At 68.2% G+C, this 16,520-nt stretch carries 24 protein-coding genes; 9 read left to right on the forward strand and 15 right to left on the reverse strand.

The genetic code is table 11. The features are described 5' to 3' along the window. Window positions 1-2 precede the first annotated feature (2 nt). From uraH to ABT313_RS16505, 5 genes are all read right to left on the reverse strand, one after another. Complete coding sequence (gene uraH / locus ABT313_RS16485; protein WP_350853614.1) at window positions 3-317, reverse strand: hydroxyisourate hydrolase; 315 nt, start codon at window positions 315-317, stop codon at window positions 3-5. Next, window positions 314-808: a 2-oxo-4-hydroxy-4-carboxy-5-ureidoimidazoline decarboxylase gene (gene uraD / locus ABT313_RS16490; protein ID WP_350853617.1), complete on the reverse strand. Its 495-nt coding sequence runs from the start codon at window positions 806-808 to the stop codon at window positions 314-316. Before uraD ends, uraH begins: the two co-directional genes overlap by 4 nt. A gap of 91 nt (window positions 809-899) precedes the next feature. Then, a complete protein-coding gene (locus ABT313_RS16495; protein WP_350853620.1) occupies window positions 900-1,358 on the reverse strand; it encodes a helix-turn-helix domain-containing protein in 459 nt (152 codons plus the stop codon). Then, window positions 1,351-1,590, reverse strand: a complete 240-nt coding sequence (locus tag ABT313_RS16500; RefSeq protein ID WP_350853623.1) for a thiamine-binding protein — start codon at window positions 1,588-1,590, stop codon at window positions 1,351-1,353. The genes ABT313_RS16495 and ABT313_RS16500 overlap by 8 nt, the downstream gene beginning before the upstream one ends. A 9-nt stretch (window positions 1,591-1,599) precedes the next feature. Continuing rightward, window positions 1,600-2,787, reverse strand: a complete 1,188-nt coding sequence (locus ABT313_RS16505; protein WP_350853626.1) for a DUF6986 family protein — start codon at window positions 2,785-2,787, stop codon at window positions 1,600-1,602. Between the two features lie 112 nt (window positions 2,788-2,899). On the opposite strand from ABT313_RS16505, the gene ABT313_RS16510 reads away from it, so the two are divergent. Continuing rightward, window positions 2,900-3,664 (forward strand): IclR family transcriptional regulator, encoded by a 765-nt coding sequence (locus ABT313_RS16510; protein ID WP_350853629.1) that lies wholly within the window; start codon window positions 2,900-2,902, stop codon window positions 3,662-3,664. Here the strand turns inward: ABT313_RS16510 and ABT313_RS16515 are convergent. Both ABT313_RS16515 and fgd read right to left on the reverse strand, forming a co-directional pair. Continuing rightward, the gene (locus tag ABT313_RS16515; protein ID WP_350853632.1) at window positions 3,661-4,242 is read right to left on the reverse strand and encodes a GNAT family N-acetyltransferase; all 582 of its coding nucleotides are present in this window, start codon (window positions 4,240-4,242) and stop codon (window positions 3,661-3,663) included. The genes ABT313_RS16510 and ABT313_RS16515 overlap by 4 nt on opposite strands. Window positions 4,243-4,273: 31 nt before the next feature. Further along, window positions 4,274-5,278: a glucose-6-phosphate dehydrogenase (coenzyme-F420) gene (fgd, locus tag ABT313_RS16520; RefSeq protein ID WP_350853635.1), complete on the reverse strand. Its 1,005-nt coding sequence runs from the start codon at window positions 5,276-5,278 to the stop codon at window positions 4,274-4,276. 91 nt (window positions 5,279-5,369) lie between these two features. Between fgd and ABT313_RS16525 the strand changes: the two genes are divergently transcribed. From ABT313_RS16525 to ABT313_RS16535, 3 genes are all read left to right on the forward strand, one after another. After that, entirely contained in the window at window positions 5,370-5,738 is a 369-nt protein-coding gene (locus ABT313_RS16525; RefSeq protein WP_350853638.1) for a hypothetical protein, read from the forward strand. A gap of 384 nt (window positions 5,739-6,122) precedes the next feature. Beyond that, a complete protein-coding gene (locus tag ABT313_RS16530; RefSeq protein WP_350853641.1) occupies window positions 6,123-6,956 on the forward strand; it encodes a carbon-nitrogen hydrolase family protein in 834 nt (277 codons plus the stop codon). 37 nt (window positions 6,957-6,993) lie between these two features. After that, a complete protein-coding gene (locus ABT313_RS16535; RefSeq protein WP_350853644.1) occupies window positions 6,994-7,494 on the forward strand; it encodes a methylated-DNA--[protein]-cysteine S-methyltransferase in 501 nt (166 codons plus the stop codon). An 18-nt stretch (window positions 7,495-7,512) separates the two neighbouring features. On the opposite strand, the gene ABT313_RS16540 is transcribed toward ABT313_RS16535, so the two are convergent. Both ABT313_RS16540 and ABT313_RS16545 read right to left on the reverse strand, forming a co-directional pair. Continuing rightward, window positions 7,513-7,971, reverse strand: a complete 459-nt coding sequence (locus ABT313_RS16540; RefSeq protein WP_350853647.1) for a hypothetical protein — start codon at window positions 7,969-7,971, stop codon at window positions 7,513-7,515. 19 nt (window positions 7,972-7,990) lie between these two features. Continuing rightward, window positions 7,991-8,833: a DUF72 domain-containing protein gene (locus ABT313_RS16545; RefSeq protein WP_350853650.1), complete on the reverse strand. Its 843-nt coding sequence runs from the start codon at window positions 8,831-8,833 to the stop codon at window positions 7,991-7,993. 18 nt (window positions 8,834-8,851) lie between these two features. On the opposite strand from ABT313_RS16545, the gene ABT313_RS16550 reads away from it, so the two are divergent. After that, window positions 8,852-9,790 (forward strand): phosphotransferase, encoded by a 939-nt coding sequence (locus ABT313_RS16550; protein WP_350853653.1) that lies wholly within the window; start codon window positions 8,852-8,854, stop codon window positions 9,788-9,790. Here the strand turns inward: ABT313_RS16550 and ABT313_RS16555 are convergent. After that, window positions 9,787-10,161 (reverse strand): hypothetical protein, encoded by a 375-nt coding sequence (locus tag ABT313_RS16555; RefSeq protein ID WP_350853656.1) that lies wholly within the window; start codon window positions 10,159-10,161, stop codon window positions 9,787-9,789. The two genes, ABT313_RS16550 and ABT313_RS16555, sit on opposite strands and share 4 nt — an antisense overlap. 53 nt (window positions 10,162-10,214) lie before the next feature. Between ABT313_RS16555 and ABT313_RS16560 the strand changes: the two genes are divergently transcribed. Next, window positions 10,215-10,595 carry a VOC family protein gene (locus ABT313_RS16560; protein ID WP_350853659.1) on the forward strand — a complete coding sequence of 127 codons (381 nt, stop codon included), beginning with the start codon at window positions 10,215-10,217 and terminating at the stop codon, window positions 10,593-10,595. On the opposite strand, the gene ABT313_RS16565 is transcribed toward ABT313_RS16560, so the two are convergent. Beyond that, window positions 10,592-11,089, reverse strand: coding sequence for a hypothetical protein (locus ABT313_RS16565; protein ID WP_350853662.1), 498 nt, complete (start codon window positions 11,087-11,089; stop codon window positions 10,592-10,594). The genes ABT313_RS16560 and ABT313_RS16565 overlap by 4 nt on opposite strands. A gap of 14 nt (window positions 11,090-11,103) precedes the next feature. After that, window positions 11,104-11,535 carry a hypothetical protein gene (locus ABT313_RS16570; protein WP_350853665.1) on the reverse strand — a complete coding sequence of 144 codons (432 nt, stop codon included), beginning with the start codon at window positions 11,533-11,535 and terminating at the stop codon, window positions 11,104-11,106. Between the two features lie 94 nt (window positions 11,536-11,629). Here ABT313_RS16570 and ABT313_RS16575 point away from each other — a divergent pair, with 94 nt between their 5' ends. From ABT313_RS16575 to ABT313_RS16585, 3 genes are all read left to right on the forward strand, one after another. After that, on the forward strand, window positions 11,630-11,974 hold the full coding sequence (locus ABT313_RS16575; RefSeq protein ID WP_350853667.1) for a ClpX C4-type zinc finger protein: 345 nt from the start codon (window positions 11,630-11,632) through the stop codon (window positions 11,972-11,974). Continuing rightward, complete coding sequence (locus ABT313_RS16580; protein ID WP_350853670.1) at window positions 11,971-12,678, forward strand: nucleotidyltransferase domain-containing protein; 708 nt, start codon at window positions 11,971-11,973, stop codon at window positions 12,676-12,678. Before ABT313_RS16575 ends, ABT313_RS16580 begins: the two co-directional genes overlap by 4 nt. A gap of 97 nt (window positions 12,679-12,775) precedes the next feature. Next, on the forward strand, window positions 12,776-13,687 hold the full coding sequence (locus ABT313_RS16585; protein ID WP_350853672.1) for a threonine ammonia-lyase: 912 nt from the start codon (window positions 12,776-12,778) through the stop codon (window positions 13,685-13,687). Here ABT313_RS16585 and ABT313_RS16590 read toward each other — a convergent pair. Genes ABT313_RS16590 through ABT313_RS16600 form a run of 3 tightly spaced genes read right to left on the reverse strand, consistent with a single transcriptional unit; the run spans window position 13,646 to window position 16,488 of the window. Next, window positions 13,646-14,899 (reverse strand): DUF6652 family protein, encoded by a 1,254-nt coding sequence (locus tag ABT313_RS16590; protein WP_350853675.1) that lies wholly within the window; start codon window positions 14,897-14,899, stop codon window positions 13,646-13,648. The two genes, ABT313_RS16585 and ABT313_RS16590, sit on opposite strands and share 42 nt — an antisense overlap. A 31-nt stretch (window positions 14,900-14,930) precedes the next feature. Continuing rightward, window positions 14,931-15,689: a phosphotransferase enzyme family protein gene (locus ABT313_RS16595; RefSeq protein ID WP_350853678.1), complete on the reverse strand. Its 759-nt coding sequence runs from the start codon at window positions 15,687-15,689 to the stop codon at window positions 14,931-14,933. Window positions 15,690-15,732: 43 nt separating this feature from the next. Continuing rightward, window positions 15,733-16,488, reverse strand: a complete 756-nt coding sequence (locus ABT313_RS16600; protein ID WP_350853680.1) for an SAM-dependent methyltransferase — start codon at window positions 16,486-16,488, stop codon at window positions 15,733-15,735. Between the last annotated feature and the right edge of the window lie 32 nt (window positions 16,489-16,520).

Genomic DNA, 16,520 nt, shown 5'->3' on the forward strand with positions numbered 1-16,520 from the left:
GGTCAGCTCCCTCGGTAGGTGGAAAACGCGAACGGGCTGAGCAGCAGGGGGACGTGGTAGTGCCGCTCGTCGGCGACCGTGAAGGTCACGGAGACCTCGGGAAAGAAGATGTCCTGACCGGTCGCGGCGGCGTACGACGCGACGTCGAACCAGAGCCGGTAGGTGCCCGGCGCGAGCGTCTGGGTCAAGGCCAGCCGCCCGTCCTCGTTCGTCGCACCGGTGGCGAGTACGACGTCACCGTGGAACAGCTGCAGCGGTACACCCTGCGCCGGCCGGCCCAGTGCGGTGTCGAGCACATGGGTGCTGAGAGAGCTCATGCGTCCACCACCTTGGCCAGCCGGAGCAGCGCGATCTTGCGCAGCTCCTCGTGAACGACCTTCGCCTCGGTCACGTCGTCGTGCCGGAGACGCTCGCGAAGACTGGTGAGCATGTCCTGCGCGGACAGCCCGGTGGCGCAGATCAGGAACACCCGGCCGAACCGCTCCTCGTACTGACGGTTGCCTTCGGCAAGCTCTCGGCGGGCGCCCGGGTCGGCGCCGACCCCGGACTGCTCGTTCCGTGACCAGGACGCCTCCGTGGTCGCCCCTTGCGGCCGGTCACCGATCCGCGGGTGCGCCTGGAGCGCCCGATCGACCTCGTCGTCGTCGAGCTCCCGCAGCGATTGGTCCGCGACCGCGGTCAGTGCGGCGAGGTCGCCGTACGGCCGCTTGGCCAGGATCCCGTCGACCCACTCGGGTACGTCGCAGCAGGCCGCCAGGGCCGGCCTCAGCCGGTCAGCCGGAGTGGAGTTGAACTCCTCCAGGTCCACGGATCACACACCTTCTCGAATCCCGAAATCGACTTTCCGTATGACGAGAGCGTGACACCGGACCCGCCCGGCGTCAACAGTTTGTTGAAAATCAGCGGGCGCGGTTCAGGTAGTTGTAGACGGTGAAGCGGGTGACGCCGAGCGCCTCGGCCACGATCTCGGCCGACTTCCGGAACTCGAACGCACCCCGCGCCTCGAGCATCAGCACAGCCTGCTGCTTGTCGTGGCGCGAGAGCTGGTCGAGCGGCCCGCCCAGCTCGGCGGCCACCTCCGTCAGCAGCCCCTGGACGCCGCCAGGCCCACCCGCGGTGCTCGCGCCGGCCGGACTGCTGTCGGCGCTCGGCCGGCGCGCCTCTCCCGCCCGGCGCGCCTCTCCCGCCCGGCGCGCCTCGCCCGCGGCTGCGGGCGGCAACCGTACGGCTGCTACCGGTTTTCCCTCCCACACGAGCGGGATGTCGTCGGCCCGGGCGTCGCCGGGCGCGACGACTTCCGCGTTGAGCCGCTCGACCAGCGGAGTGATCGCCTCGACGAGCGGATGCTGCTCAGGCATCGCGACGTACCTGCAAGGTCACCTGGCTCGCGCCGCCCGCGAACGCCGCCTCGAGCACCTTCGGGAGCGCCGGCAACAGCAGATGCTGCTCGCCGCTCACCTGCGTCCCGAGCGGGCCGAACTCGCACTCCAGCCCGGCCTCCTCGGCCGCCCGCAACGCCTCGGTCGCATGCGCGGGCGGCGAACCCTCGACATCGAAGGGCTCCGTGGTGAACTCCGCAACGAGTCTCATGTCGCGAGGCTAACTCTCGGGGACCGCCCTGCGGGCCAGTTTGGCGAGACCTGTGGTGTCGAACTCCGTTGTGTCGATCGCGCCGCACTCGATGCCGCGCAGTACGAACGCAGCGAGCGCCGTCGCGGTGGCCGGCTCGTCGAGGTAGCCGGACTCGCCGTCGCCCAGGTAGGCGCGGAGTCGGCGAGCCGCTTGGTCGAAGCCCTCGCGGTAGAAGAGGTACGTCGCCGCGAACCGGGTCGGGAGCTGGGCGGGGTGCATGTCCCAGCCCTGGTAGATGGCGCGCGCGAGCGAACGCCGTACCAGCCGGAAATGCAGCCGCCATGCGTCGTGGACGGCGTCGCCGACCGGGAGAACGTTGGTCGAACCATCGGATACGAACACGCCGGTGCCGGCCGCGGCCAGCTGCATCACGTCCTTGGCGTGGTCGGCGACCGGGTGCTCCATGCTCTGGTACGCCGCCGCGACGCCGAGCGAAGCGGAGTAGTCGTAGGTGCCGTAGTGCAGCCCGGTGACGCGATCACCGCCGGCCTTGACCATCCGGGCGATCAGCGCGGTGCCGTCGGCGCCGAGGATCGCCTGCGGGGTCTCGACCTGGATCTCGAACGTCAGCCGCGGTACGTCGTACCGCTGCTCGAGGGTCTCCAGGACGAGCACCATCGCGTCGACCTGCTCGACCGACGTCACCTTCGGGAGCGTGATGACGAAGCCGTCGGTGATCGTGGCTTCCTTGAGGAACAGCTCGAGCGTGCGGACCGCGCGACGCCGGGTCGGGGCCTCGAGCGACTTGATGCGCAGACCGTAGAAGGGCGTCCCCGGATGGGTGTGCGCGGCAGCGATCGCGGCGGCGTCCTCTTCGTCGTCCGGGCGGTTGCCGTAGCCGTCCTCGAAATCGATCCGCAGGTCCTCGATCGGCTCGCGCTCGAGCTTCGCGCGGACCCGGTCGTACACGTCGGCGGCGAACTCGTCCGGGAGGTCCAGCACCTTCGCGAGATCCGCGGCCGATCCGCCGTACTCGTCGAGCGCCGCGCGCGCCTGCGCACCCCAGTCGCCTACCGTGCGTACGTCGTACCGATCGGCCGGCACGTACACCGTGTGGATCGGCTGGCGGACGCCGCGATCACCTCGGTAATCGGCGGCGAGCGCCGCGTCGGCGGCGGCCAGGCGTCGGTCCAGCTCAGCCAGCAGGTCGTCCATAGGGCCTCCTTTTCCGTATTGTGGAGACTAATCTCTACAGTGCGGAAGACACAAGCATCTAGCGTTTCCACGATCTGGCGCTAAACTTCCGTCATCCGGAAAGGCGGTCTTCATGGCGGAGACGAACGGCGGCAAGGGCCGTACTGGCAGTGTGCAGTCCATCGAGCGCGCCTTCGGGCTGCTCGAGACCATGGCCGACGCGGGCGGCATGATGGGCCTGTCCCAGCTGGCCACGGCCTCCGGCCTGCCGCTCCCGACGATCCACCGGCTGGTCCGAACCCTCGTCGACCTCGGTTACCTGCGTCAAGAGCCGTCGCGGCAGTACGTGCTGGGTCCGAAGCTGATCCGGCTCGGCGAGAGCTCGTCGCACATGCTGAGCGTCTTCGCCCGTCCGCACCTCGCACACCTCGTCGACGAACTCGGCGAATCCGCCAACATGGCAATGCTCGACGGCGACCAGATCGTGTACCTGGCCCAGGTCCCTTCTCGTCACTCGATGCGTATGTTCACCGAGGTGGGCCGGCGCGTCCTGCCGCACTGCACCGCTGTCGGGAAGGCGATCCTCGCGCAGTTCCCGGAGTCGGAGGTCCGTGAGCTGCTGCACCGTACCGGCATGCCTCAGCACACGGACAACACGATCACCACCGCCGACGCCTTCACCGCCCAACTCCACCAGACCTCGGACCACGGCTACGCCATGGACGAAGGCGAACAGGAGGTCGGCGTCCGCTGCGTCGCCGTCGCCGTCCCCGAGGCCCCGACCCCGCTGGCGATCTCCATCTCAGGCCCGGCCGGCCGGATGACCGAGGACCTCGTCGAACGCGCCGTCCCACTCCTGACCCAAGCCGCCAAGTCCCTCTCCGAAGACCTGCACTAGCTATCGGGTGCGTATGTGCGCCAGTGCTCGGTGAGTTCGTAGCCGAGGGACTGGTTGGCCTGGAGGCTGGCCTGGTTGGCGGCGGCGCCGCCGGTGGAGAAGCGCTTGATGCCGATGTCGAGGAAGGCGAGGATCGAGGCGGCCTTGACGGCCTGGCCGACGCCGCGGCGGCGATGAGTGGCGAGGACCGAGGTGAAGAACGTGTCGCCGAAGCCGTCCTTCTGGCGGATCGCCGTCGCGCCGACCAGCCGGTTGCCGTCGAACGCGCCGAAGACGCGGTAGCCGGGCCACAGCGCGCGGATGTCGGCGAGCTCACCCACGACCCGATGAGTCGCCGGCGTGTACGGGTAGTCGGGCTCGTTCGCCTTCTCGAGCTTGTGCAGGATCTCGGCCGACTCGGGCCCGAGCTCACGGATCGTGAGTCCGCCGGCGGTCACCCGGCGTACGGCGGACTCGAGCAACTCCCGGTCCGGGTCGAACAACCGGACCGCCCACGACTCGGCGACCACGCGGTAGCCGGCTGCTTCCAGCTCGGCGCACCGCGGGTCGTCGTCGCGGACGATCTGATAATCGGGCACCCGCTGATTGTCGACCGCCCGACTCCTCAGCTCAAGACAGTTTGCGCAGCAACGGCAGAACGTCTTCGGTGAACTGTGTCAGGAACCGCTCCTGGTCGTGCCCGGGACCGTGGACGACGAAGTGGTTGAAGCCGGCGTCCAGGTACGGCTGGAACTGCTTCACGACCTCGTCGGGGTCGGACGCCACGATCCACCGCTTCGCGACCTGCTCGATCGGCAGCTCGTCGGCCAGCCGCTCCATCTCGGTCGCGCTCGTCACACTGTGCTTCTGCTCCGGCGTGAGCGACAGCGGCGCCCAGAACCGGGTGTTCTCCAGAGCCTGGTCGGCGTCCCGGTCGTACGAGATCTTCACCTCGAGCATCCGGTCGACGTCCTCGAACTTCTTCCCGGCCTTCTCGGCGCCCTCGCGGACGGCGGGCATGAGCTTGTCGGTGTACAGCTCCATCCCCTTGCCGGAGGTCGCGATGAACCCGTCGCCCGCACGCCCGGCGTACTTCGCGACGAGCGGTCCGCCGGCGGCGACGTACACCTTGATCGGCGTCTCGGGGCGGTCGTAGATGAACGCGTCGACGGTCTTGTAGTACGGCCCCTCGGAGCTGACGCCGTCCTTCGTCCACAGGTCGCGGATCAGCTGCACCGACTCACGCAGCCGGGCGAACCGCTCCTTGAACTCGGGCCACTCCATCCCGGACACGGCGATCTCGTTCAGCGCCTCGCCGCTGCCGACGCCGAGCATGACACGCCCGGGGTACAGCACGCCGAGGGTCGCGAACGCCTGCGCGATCACGGCCGGGTTGTACCGGAACGTCGGCGTGAGCACCGACGTACCGAGCAGCACCCGGTTGGTCCGCTCACCGACCGCCGCCATCCAGGCGAGCGCGAACGGCGCGTGGCCGCCCTCGTGCCGCCACGGCAGGAAATGGTCCGAAACGGTCACACTGTCGAGCCCGAGCTCCTCGGCCCGGACGGAGTACTCCACCAGCTCCCGCGGCCCGAACTGCTCCGCCGAAGCCTTGTACCCGACTCGAATACTCACCCTCTGCTCCAAACGTCGTCTGCACGTACTCCGGAGGACAACCGCGTGCAGGTCCGACTTTATGCCGCCCCTGGTCGCTACCATCCTTCGCGTGTATACGGACGACGCCCGCGTGCTGGGCCTGATCGGTACGACGTTCCGCACGGCCGGACTGCCCGCCATCCGGGTCACCGTCCCGGCCGCCCTCGCCGAACGCGCCGTCGCCGCGTGGCAACAGGACACCTGGGAACAGAACGCCGCCGCGCTGGACCGCGGCGGGCTGGACGACGCCCGGGTCCTGCCGCGCGCCGAGGACCCAGCCACACGCCTGCAACGACACCGCGCCGGAGCGCTGGCGCTGATCGGTCTGTCGATCACCGAGTCCGGCAAACTCGACGCCGACGGCAACACGGTCGTCGACCTCAGCCCCGAACTTGTCGGCGTAGCCATGGACGCCGCCGCGGACCACCTCCGCCGCTGAACACCCGCCGTACCATACGGTTTGGTATGGCGTACCAAACCGTATGGTACGGACGGAATGGGTATGCCTGCGTGGGCGGCGAGTCCGATTGACTCTGCAGCGGGGGCTCGGACAGGATGTGGGTCCGGCGCGGTCCGCGCCTCACCTTCGTCGACCGGCCCCAGCGCGGTCACAGCGAGAAGGCAAAGGGACTTCCTGTCTCGGGCCGCTCGTCCTGGTCATCCGCCTCGACGGGATCGCTGGGGGATCGCGTGCGAGTGCGTGGAAGGCCAGATGACAGCGCACAGGAACTTCAAGCAACGGGTCCGAGCCCGCGCCGCGAAAACCGGTGAGTCCTACACGTCTGCCCTCCGGCACTTCCGTCCGACTCCACCAGGAGAAGACATGCCGGAAACCTTACGAATCGCCGTCGCCCAGAGCACCGTTCACGAGGACCCGACGAACCCCACGCTGCTCCGCGAGAGCGGCGCCGAGGTCCGTCGCCTGATGCGGGACGCCGCGGCCGCCGGAGCGCGCCTCGTCCACTTCACCGAGGGCGCGACCTGCTTCCCGAGCAAGCGGGTGATGTCCTCGCTCGGCCCGGACGAGGTCGGTCCGTCCGACTGGACCAAGGCGAACTGGACGGTCCTGCAGGACGAAGTCGACCAGATCGTGGCCCTGTCCCGCGAACTCAGGATCTGGACCGTGCTCCCGGCGGTCCACAAACTGCCCGACGCCCGGCCGCACAACAGCATGTACGTCGTGTCGGACCAGGGAAAGGTCGTCGCCCGGTACGACGAACGCATGCTGTCGACGACCAAGGTCACCTGGATGTACACGCCGGGCACGGACCCGGTCACATTCGAGGTGGACGGGTACCGGTTCGGGCTCGCGCTCGGGCTGGACGTGCTCTTCCCGGAGGTGTTCACGGAGTACGACCGCCTGGAGACCGACGGCGTCCTCGTGTCGTACTGCAGCAACGGCAACAACCGCAACGACCACATCGGGATCCAGGCGCGTGGGATCGCGGCGATCCACACGTGCTGGATCAGTCTCGCCGTTCCGGCCAATCCGAACGCCGGGCTCGACGCGGGCGTGATCAACCCACGTGGCGAGTGGGCCGTCCAGGGGCCGTCGGACAGTACGCCGGCGGTTGTGGTCACCGACGTCGACCGGGCCGACTTCAGCGAGATCGGCCGTGCGTTCCGGAAGCGGACGCGGGAGCGCGTCGGCTCGTAGGCCCTCACAAGTCCGGGTGCTGGCGCGTTCTACCTGTATGAACAGGCACGCGATTGTCAGCACCCGGATTGGTGACCTCACGGTGGTCGCCGACGACGACGTACTGGTCGGCATCTACTTCCCACATCACTGGGTCAAGCCGACCGCGGAGACGCTGGGTGAGCGGGTCGAAGCCACCGACCCGTTCATCGCCGCGGTCGTCGAGCAGTTGGAGGAGTACTTCGCCTGCGGCCGGGCGAGCTTCGACGTTCCGACCCGGCTGCACGGTGACGAGTTCCAGCGCCGCGTGTGGACGGTGCTGGAGGAGATTCCGTACGGCGAGACCACGACGTACGGCGAGATCGCCGCGCGGCTCGGGGAACCGGCCCACGCGGCACAGGCCGTCGGCAAGGCGGTCGGGCAGAACCCGTTGTCGATCGTGGTCCCGTGTCACCGGGTGATCGGGAAGAACGGCTCGCTGACCGGATACGCGGGAGGGCTGAAACGGAAGCAGTTCCTGCTCGACCTGGAGCAACCGGTGGGCGCTCGGCTGTTCTAGTAACTAGTTCGGTTGTGACTAGTCCGTTTGTGACTGGTCGCCGACCTGCTCGGCGTACCAGTCGAGCTCGGTCAGGTGTTCGGCGATCTGGCGGAGAGTCCAGTTCGGGCTGCGGTCCTTGTCCCACTCGGCCGGGTCGAGGGCGGCGTAGCGCAGTACGAAGGTCTGCCCGAGCCGACGCAGCCGCTGTTCGGCCTCGCGTACGTCCTCTTCGGAGAACGGCGCGAGGTCGGCGGCGGACATCAGCGCGCTCGCATGCCACTCGTCAGGCTGCGTCGGTACGCCGGCCAGCAGCGCCTCGACCTCGGCGAGGTGATCGACCATGTGGTCGCCGATCCGGCGGACCGCCTTGTGCGGGGTGAACGTCCGCCCGTCATCGGAGGTCAGCGGCTCACCGTCCCACGCCGGCCAGGTGACGACCAGCTTGAGCGACCGCTCCACCGCTTGCTCGACGAGCTCTCCAGGGTTCTCAGTCATGCCGCCGACGGTAAGCCCGTCATACTTCGGCGTCGGCCGAACTGATCCCGAGCCGACCCGCCAGCCGTTCCGCGTCGTACGGCGCGTGCACCTTCACGTCGTTGTCGAAGTACACGTAGGTATCGCACTTCCACGAGCGGATCTTCCGTGCCCAGCGGTCGAGCGACTTGTCGTCGTACCCGCTGACGTAGAGCTCGTCGGCGCCGTGCAAGCGGACGTAGGCGAAGTCCGCCGTGACGTCCTCGAACATCGGCCACTTGCCGGCCGTGTCGGCGCACACCACCGCGATGTCGTGCTCCCGGGCCAGGTCGACGAACTCCCTGTTCTTGAAGCTGTTGTGGCGTACTTCGATCGCGTACCTGATCGGGATGTCGACGGCACATTCGAGCAACGCGCGACCTTCCATCCGCTCATCGTGGCCCTTGGCAACCTCCGCCGCAGCAGACGTTGACCGCGGCAACTGAGCGAAGAAGGTGGTGCACCGCTCGGCGTCGTACTGGAAGTTCGGCGGTAGTTGCCACAGCACCGGACCGAGCTTGTTGCCGAGCGCAAGCACTCCGGAGGCGAAGAAGTTGGCCATCGGCGCATCCACGTCGGCCAGCCGCTTCATATGCGTAACGAAGCGCGGGCCCTTGACCGAGAAGACGAAGCCGTCCGGCGTCTCGTCGTACCAGCGCTGGTACGACGACGGCCGCTGGAGGGCGTAGAACGAGCCGTTCAGCTCGATCGAGTTCAACCGGCTGGACGCATACTCGAGCTCGGCGCGCTGCGGGAGGCCGTCGGGGTAGTAGACCTTGCGCCACGGCGGGTAGCGCCACCCGGAGATGCCGACCCTAAATTGAGTGTCCGGCCAGCGGGTCATCCCCTGATTATGGTCCCTGTGCAGATCGACCGCGGGGCGTACCCGGATGCGCAGACACCCTGGGAGGACCTGTCCTGGCGCTCCGCGGCCCTCGATTGGCTCGACCGGGAGCTCGAGGCACTAGGTGTCCGCGAGGCGGGCGAGCGCCGGGTGCGGCTTCGGCCGTGGTCGGTGATCGTGCGGGTCTGCGGTGAGCGTCCGATCTGGTTCAAGGCGACGTCGCCGGGCAGCGCGTTCGAGCCGGCGCTGGCCGAGGCGTTGTCTCGTTGGACGCCGGAACACGTGCTCACGCCGTACGCCGTCGACTGCGCCCGCGGGTGGTCGCTCCTCCCGGACGGCGGAGAGCTGCTGCGTGCGCAGACCTTGGATGCGCGGCACTGGGAAGAGGTGCTCGCGCAGTACGCCGAGCTGCAGCGGGCGCTGGTGCCGCGGGTCGATGAGCTGCTGCGTCTCGGCGTACCTGATGCTCGGGATCTGGTGCGGCTCTTCAACTCGACGGTGGCTGACAACCAGACGCTTGGTGTGGGGGATCGTGAGCGGCTGGAGGCGTTCCGGCCGCGGTTGGTGGAGTGGTGCGCTGAGCTGGACGGGTTCGGGATCGCTGCAACGCTCGATCACGCGGATCTGCACGACGGGCAGATCCTGGTCGCAGGCCCGGCGCGGTACACGTTCTTCGACTGGGGTGACGCGAACGTCGCGCATCCGTTCTGCAGTCTGCTCGTCGCGATCGACCGCGCGGCCGAGCAGCTCGGACCGGACGTCGTACCGCGGCTCGAGGACGCGTACCTGGAGCCGTGGACCGCGGAGCACCCGCGCTCGGATCTGCGCCGAGCAGCCACGCTCGCCCGCCGCCTCAGCCACCTCACCCGCGCCAGCTCCTGGGGCCGCCTCTTCCCCGCAACCACCCACATCGGCGACCCCGAGCGCGCCGCCGCGCTACTGCGACTCCTGGACTAGGTCGGGATCCAGGTGGGCCACCACGGTGGGACGTTGCCCGGGCAGGTGCCGGGTGAGCCGGCCGGGGTGCCTTGCCAGGAGAACAGTGCGAGGTCGGCGATCGCGATCGCGATGGCGGCTGCGATCAGCGAGAAGAGGAACGCCTTCCCGGCGTACCGGAAGACGATGGTGAACAGCACCAGGTTGACGATCAGCGCGAGCGGCAGTCCGAGGAACAGCAACGTCAGCCCGTTCGGCACGCTGCCGGTCACGTCGACATGACACGCCTTCCACGCCCGCGACGTCACCACGATCAGCCCGAACGCGGCCCCACCACCGACCACCACCGCAAGGAACGACTCTCCCTTGCTCCCCTTCGCAGCAAACGCCATGTATCTCACCGTAAGTGATCCACCTGGCCACTTCGGCGGTCAGACTGGCGTGTATGGACATCAAGCACCGGATGATCGTCTTCGACGCAGCCGACATCGAGACCGAGAGCGCGTTCTGGGCCGGCTTCCTCGACGGCACCGTCGAGAACTGGGGCGATCACTGGCGCGCGATCTGGGCCGACGGCGGATGGGCGCTGGGGGTCCAGCTCGCGCCCGATCACGTGCCGCCGGAGTGGCCTGACGGCGCGCCGCAGCAGATTCACCTCGACCTGTACTTCGAAGGTGTCGACGCACACACCGCCGCCCACGAGAAAGCCATCGCCCTCGGAGCGCGGCTCCTCAAACCCGCCGACGACCCCGCGGCCGCCCGCGGCGTCCAGGTGTACGCCGATCCCGCGGGCCACCCGTTCTGTCTCTGCTGGGTCCCCGCCTAGCCGTCCAGTGGGTGTAGATCCACCGGGGTGAGCACCCAGCGGAAGCCGTACTTCGGGCTCGCCGCACGGTCGACCTTGTCCGGTGCGAAGTACTCGCCGACCAGACTCAACAACCGCTCGTGGAACTCCGCGACCCGTTCCCCCGGCACCCGCCCGGCGTGCTCGCCCATGTCCTGCACGTACGCCGTCCCGAACATGCCGGCCGCCGCATCGGCGTACGCCTGGACGTAGTCCTGCGCACTCGTCCCGGGCAGCTCGGTCCTGCCTTCGTCGTCCGTCGTCGGGCTCGCGGCGAGCTCCGCCCCAGCCGGCGTACGCCGCCACACGCCGGCGTCCTCGACGACCCGACCTGTGTCGCGAAGCTTGCCGAGGTACCAGAGCACCCGCGCGTCCGTCACTTCGAGCCGGTTGGCGATCTCGCCCAACGCCCGCGGCTCCGCCAGCAACGTCACGATCCCGCGCGGCAACTCCGAGGCTTCCCATTCAGCTGTCATAGGACGTACCACTATCAGTCTGCTTTACGAGGTGGAAGCCACATGAACGTGGTCGCCTTGGTGAGGTCCTCCGGCTCGTGCGGTACGACGACCACCTGGTGCGGATCCTCGTAGAGGACGCGCCCCGGGGACGCGGAGGTGTAGCGCTCGCACGGAAGGTTGTGGGCGGCAAGGATCTTGAGGTAGCCGGGGATCGGCTCCAGCAGATGCCGGGCCGTCGGGATGAACCACGCGGCGGCGTGCGGATTGTCCTCGTAGATCGCCGGATCGACGCTCGACGGGTTCACGTACGTCGCGTCGTACCAGGCGTTCGTCGTACGCCGGAACTGCTCCTCCTCAGCACTCAGCCACCCGCGATTGCCCAGCATGTTCACCAGCCCGAAGATTCCGATCCGCCGACCGCGTCGATCGGGCACGGGGCTCTGGTACCGCACGTACGTCGCCATGCACGGATTCTCCCCGACCCTTGACCAGTCCCGCTTGTCAGGCATAGCCTGACAAGCGTTGTCAGGACGGACCTGACAAATCTCGGGAGGCAGGATGTCGGACAACCTGATGCGTTGCTCGTTCTGCGGCAAGGTCAAGGACGAGGTGGAACATCTGATCGCCGGCCCCGGCGTCTTCATCTGCAACGAGTGCGTCGGTCTCTGCGACCACTTGCTCAGCGGCAAGCCCGTGCCGAAGTTCCCACCCCTGGACGGCAAGAGCGATGAAGAACTCCTGGCCGACATGGCCCGCATCAACGCCTCCCACAGCCAGGTCGAAGCCGCCGTCCAGGACCGCGTACTCCGTCTCCGCTCCCGCTCCGTCACCTGGGCCCGAATCGGCGAATCCCTAGGAATCAGCCGCCAATCCGCCTGGGAACGCTTCTCCGGCGAAGAATGACCACGCACTCAGCCGACGAGACCACACCACCCGAACCCCGCCTGGCCGGCATCCGGGACCGATGGCTGAGTGCGGTGACCGCGGCTCTCGAGCACGATCCGTCGGTGGTCGGCGCTGCGCTGGTTGGGTCGCTGGGTGCGGGGCGGGCCGACGACTGGAGCGACGTGGATCTGTTGCTCGTTGTGGAAGACGAGCAGCTCGACGACTACGCGGTACCTGATCGCCTGCCCAGCGGACCCGGTCGCCGAGTGTTCGCGATCGATGCTCGCCACAACGGCCCGGTCGGCACACGAGCGGTCAGCGCGCAGTACGTCGTGGACGGCCTGCCGCTCTGGGTCGACTGGTACATCCATCCCGTCTCGCGGGCGACCTGGCCACCCGACAGCACCGTGATCTTCGACCGACGTGGCATCAACCGATCCCTCTCGGAGTACAGCGGCGACCTCGAGTCCGCCACGCACAAGACCCCGGACGAGCACGACGCGCTGCGGCTCGCGCTCATCCCGATCGCGGCCAAGCAGCTCGCCCGCAACTCAGCCGACGCACCGCGCACGATCGAGTTCCTCGGCGGCGACCCCGAGGGCACCTGGTCCGACCACCTCGCCGCGCTGCGCCAACTCCTCACCCAGTTCGACCCGCTGACCCACCCGGAAAGCCTCGCCGCCGCCAGTGCCTACCTCGACCTCCTCGAGACCCCGCATTAGCCTCCGTGCCCGTGAGTGCCGGTTAGGGTTTTGGGTTGTGGGTGAGAGTCGGGTTGATACGGGGCGGGTTCGGGCGGCTCGTGGGTTTATAGATCCGGTGTTTCTGGATACGCCGCAGTACCGGTGTGAGGCGTTGGAGGGGGAGCTTGGGTGTGGGGTAAGTATCAAGCTCGAGACGGCGAATCCGGTGCGCAGCTTCAAGGGGCGCGGGACCGAGCTGGTTGCGAGTCAGCTGGCTGAGGCGGGGGCGCGGGCGGTTGTTTGTGCGAGCGCGGGCAACCTCGGGCAGGCGCTCGCCTGGTCCGGTCGGCGGCGCGGGCTTGACGTCACCGTGGTGGCTTCGCGGTTCGCGACCAAGGCGAAGCTTGATCGGATTCGTGCGCTGGGAGCCGAGTTGGAGCTTGTCGACGGCGACCACGAGCTGGCGCGTGAGCGGGCGGCGGCGATCGCGCAGTACGAAGGAATTCGTCTGCTCGAAGACAGCCTCGACCTCGAGACCTGTGAGGGTGCGGCGACGATCGGGCTCGAGCTGATGGAGGGTACGCCGACGTTCGACACCGTGCTGATCGCGCTCGGAGGCGGAGCGATGGCGACCGGCGTGGGTCAGGTGGTGAAGGAGCTTGCGCCCGAGATCGATGTGATCTGCGTACAGCCGCACGGCGCGCCGGCGTTGACCCGCTCGTGGCACCAGCGCCGCGTGATCACCACCGAGTCGACCAACACCATCGCCGACGGAGTGGCCGGCCGCTTCCCGATCCCGGAGGTCCTGGACGACCTGCTCCTTGTCGCCGACGACGCCGTACTCGTGCAAGAGCAGTCGATCATCAACGGCATGCGCCTGCTCTACAACCAGGCCGGCCTCATCGTCGAACCCTCCGCCGCACTCGGCCTTGCCGCGGTCCTCGAAGACCCGACCCGCTTCGCCGACCGCCACATCCTCACGATCATCTGCGGCAGCAACGTCGACCTACCCGCGTACCACCGCTGGATCGGCCTGCAGGGCGGGTGACGGTGCCGCCATGAGTTGGCGGGCGCGGTGGGCGACGACGAGGGTGCTGACGATGTCGGCAACGAAGACGAGGTGCAGGACGGCGTGGAGGGCGCAGAACCTCGGGGTGATGGCTCGGTGGCGCATCAGTAGGGCGAGCATCGTCAGGCCGTAGACCGAGGTTGGCAGCATCATCAGGTACGTCGTGATGACGGCCCAGACGAGACCGGTCGTGCCGAACGCGCCGAGGAACACCAGCGCGCCGGGACCGAGCAGGATCAGCGTCCCGCGGGTGGCGACGATCGGGAGGAATGTGGTCGCGAGTACGGCGATCGCGCAGAGGACGAAGTTCTGGACGAACAGCGGGATCAGGGCCAGCTTGACGATCCGGGCCGACCGCCGCAGAGCGTCGAGGTCGTCGGTCAGCAACAGCCGTACGGCGGTCCGGAACGTGGCCAGCGGCACGACCGGCACAAGCACCAGCAGGACGAACTCCACCGGCGATGCGATCGTGAGCACGTAGATCGCATCGCGGACGAACGTCCCGGGCGGATCCAGCAGCCAGAAGATCGCAACGCAGGCGAGCCAGACGACGGCGACCGACGAGCCCGCGATGAGGACGCCGGCCAGCAGGTTCCTCGAGAGCGTCCCGGCGCGGCGGGTGGCGCCGAGGCGGTCCCGAGCGACCTCGACCACCGCGATCGTGCTGGGGACATCGACGACGAACAGGAACTGCAGCACCAGATTCAGGCCGAAGAAGATCCGCCCGATCTGATCGTTCCGCTTCATCAGCAGCAGGCACGCCACGCCGTACGCCGACGTCGGCAGGAGCACGACGTACGTCAGGATCACGAACAGCACCGCGACGAGGAATCCGTCGAGACCGAGCCGGTCCCGGTCGTTGACTCCGACGATCGCGACGACTTCGGTCAGTGCGACGAAGTTGAGCAGGAAGTACGGGACGGCGACGAGCTTCACGAAGTTCGCCGACTCCTGAGCGGCGCCTAAATCGCCGCGCCGGGTCAGCCGCGTGGCATCGGCGACGGCGATGAGCGCGAGGACTAGGTACATCACGAACCATGCGCCGAGGACGGCGTACACGATGGGCAGGTCGCCCGAGTCGATTCTGAACGGCCACTCCGGCCCGATGCCCAAGGCAACGGCGGCCATCAGTACCGCGCCCACGATAAACCCCGCGCCAAGCAACTTGGCCGGCCCCGTGATGCTCCCCATGCCCAGCATCCTCGCGGCTGAGCAGGTCATCTCACTTGACTAGTGCTGCCACCCAGGCGTCGTGGTGCTCGGCAATGTACGCGGCGGCCGGGCCCCAGTAGTCGCCGTGGCCCTCGTCGTAGAGGCGTGCCCATGGTTGTTCGCCGGTCTCGTGGCCGCGGATCAGCAGGTCGTACATGCCGCGCGTGCGGGCCGCGATCCGCGCCGGAAAGGCGCGGCGCTGTTCCGGGTCGAGGCCGTAGCCGTCCACGAGTGCGCGCAACCGCGGGCCGTCGACGTCCACCGCGCCTCCCGCGACGAACGGGAGGAACGCGGTTGCGGCGTACCCGAGATCCCAGAGTCGCGACGAGGGGCCGGCGTTGTCCCAGTCGATGAAGACCCAGCGCTCGTTGTTGCGGACCAGGTTCCAAGGCGCTAGATCGTTGTGACAGATCAGGTCGCCGCCGGCCGGGTCGGGGACGAGCACGTTCCAGGCGGTGTCCGAAGGCGGCTCGAAGCTCTCGAGAGCGTCGTGCAGCTCGCGAATCAGCCGACCGACACGGTGCAGCTCATCCAGGGTCGACGGCGGCATTGCGTGTGCGAGTTCTCCATGTACGTACTCGAGGACGTGTCGTCCCCTGTCGTCACGCCCGTACGTACGCGGCGCACCGTCGAACTGCCGCTCGGCGAGGAACTCGAGCACAGCCTCAACCCCAGCCGTCTGCGGAAGCGCCGGCTTCCGCACGGTCGCCCCGACCCGAACAACCCGATCCGCAACATTCCCGCCCGTCAGCACCTCTTCGCGCTCCACCCCAACATCCTGCCGGACTTATGCTCCACCGGCACGGCATTAGTCAGTTGCGCCGGGCAACTAATCGGACTAGGCCGAGGGATTGGGCGGCGTCGGTTCGGAGCATTTGGGCTTCTTCGCGGCCTGGCTCGCCGGCGTCCTGGTCGCAGGCTTCGTTCCATTGGAGCCAGTCGTGCCAGCCGTTGGGGAGTTGGTCGGCGAGGTCGACGGTGACCAGGCCGGTCTTCTCCCAGTGGCGGCGCCACCACGCCGGGCTGTGCCAGGCGCAGAAGTCCCATTTCCAGTACGGCGCGAGGTGCGGCGGCGGAAGCGTCTCGTACTCCGCGACCAGGCCCGGCTGGATGATGCCGAGCTGACCGCCGCGTTTCACGAAGCGTGAGTAATAGCCGAGGTACAGGTCGTCGGTGCCGAAGTAGTGGTACGCGCCGATGCTGACGAGCGCGTCGAAGAAGTCCTCGGCGAAGGGCAGGGCGTGGGCCTCGGCGTGGATCGGGTGGACCTGGTCTTCGAGCTGAGCGTCGGCGACGCGGCGCAGGTTCTCGTCGGGCTTGATCCACAGGTCGGTCGCCCACACCTCAACGCCGTACTCCTTGGCCAGAAAGATCGAGCTGAGCGCGGCGCCGCACCCCATGTCGAGCACCCGCATCCCGGGCTCGAGCGCCATGACCTCCCCCAGCGCCTCCGCCTGCCAGACAGGGTTGGGCCCCATCCCGCCGTCAACCATCCAGCGGCCCGAGTACGCCGCCGACCGCGGGTAGCGCTCGTTCTTCAGCAGCACGTCCAGCTCGGCATCATCCATGCGACCGCAGTCTCCGAGACCGGTCACGCTCA

Source organism: Kribbella sp. NPDC000426, from assembly GCF_040300265.1.
In the GTDB taxonomy this organism is placed as follows: domain Bacteria; phylum Actinomycetota; class Actinomycetes; order Propionibacteriales; family Kribbellaceae; genus Kribbella.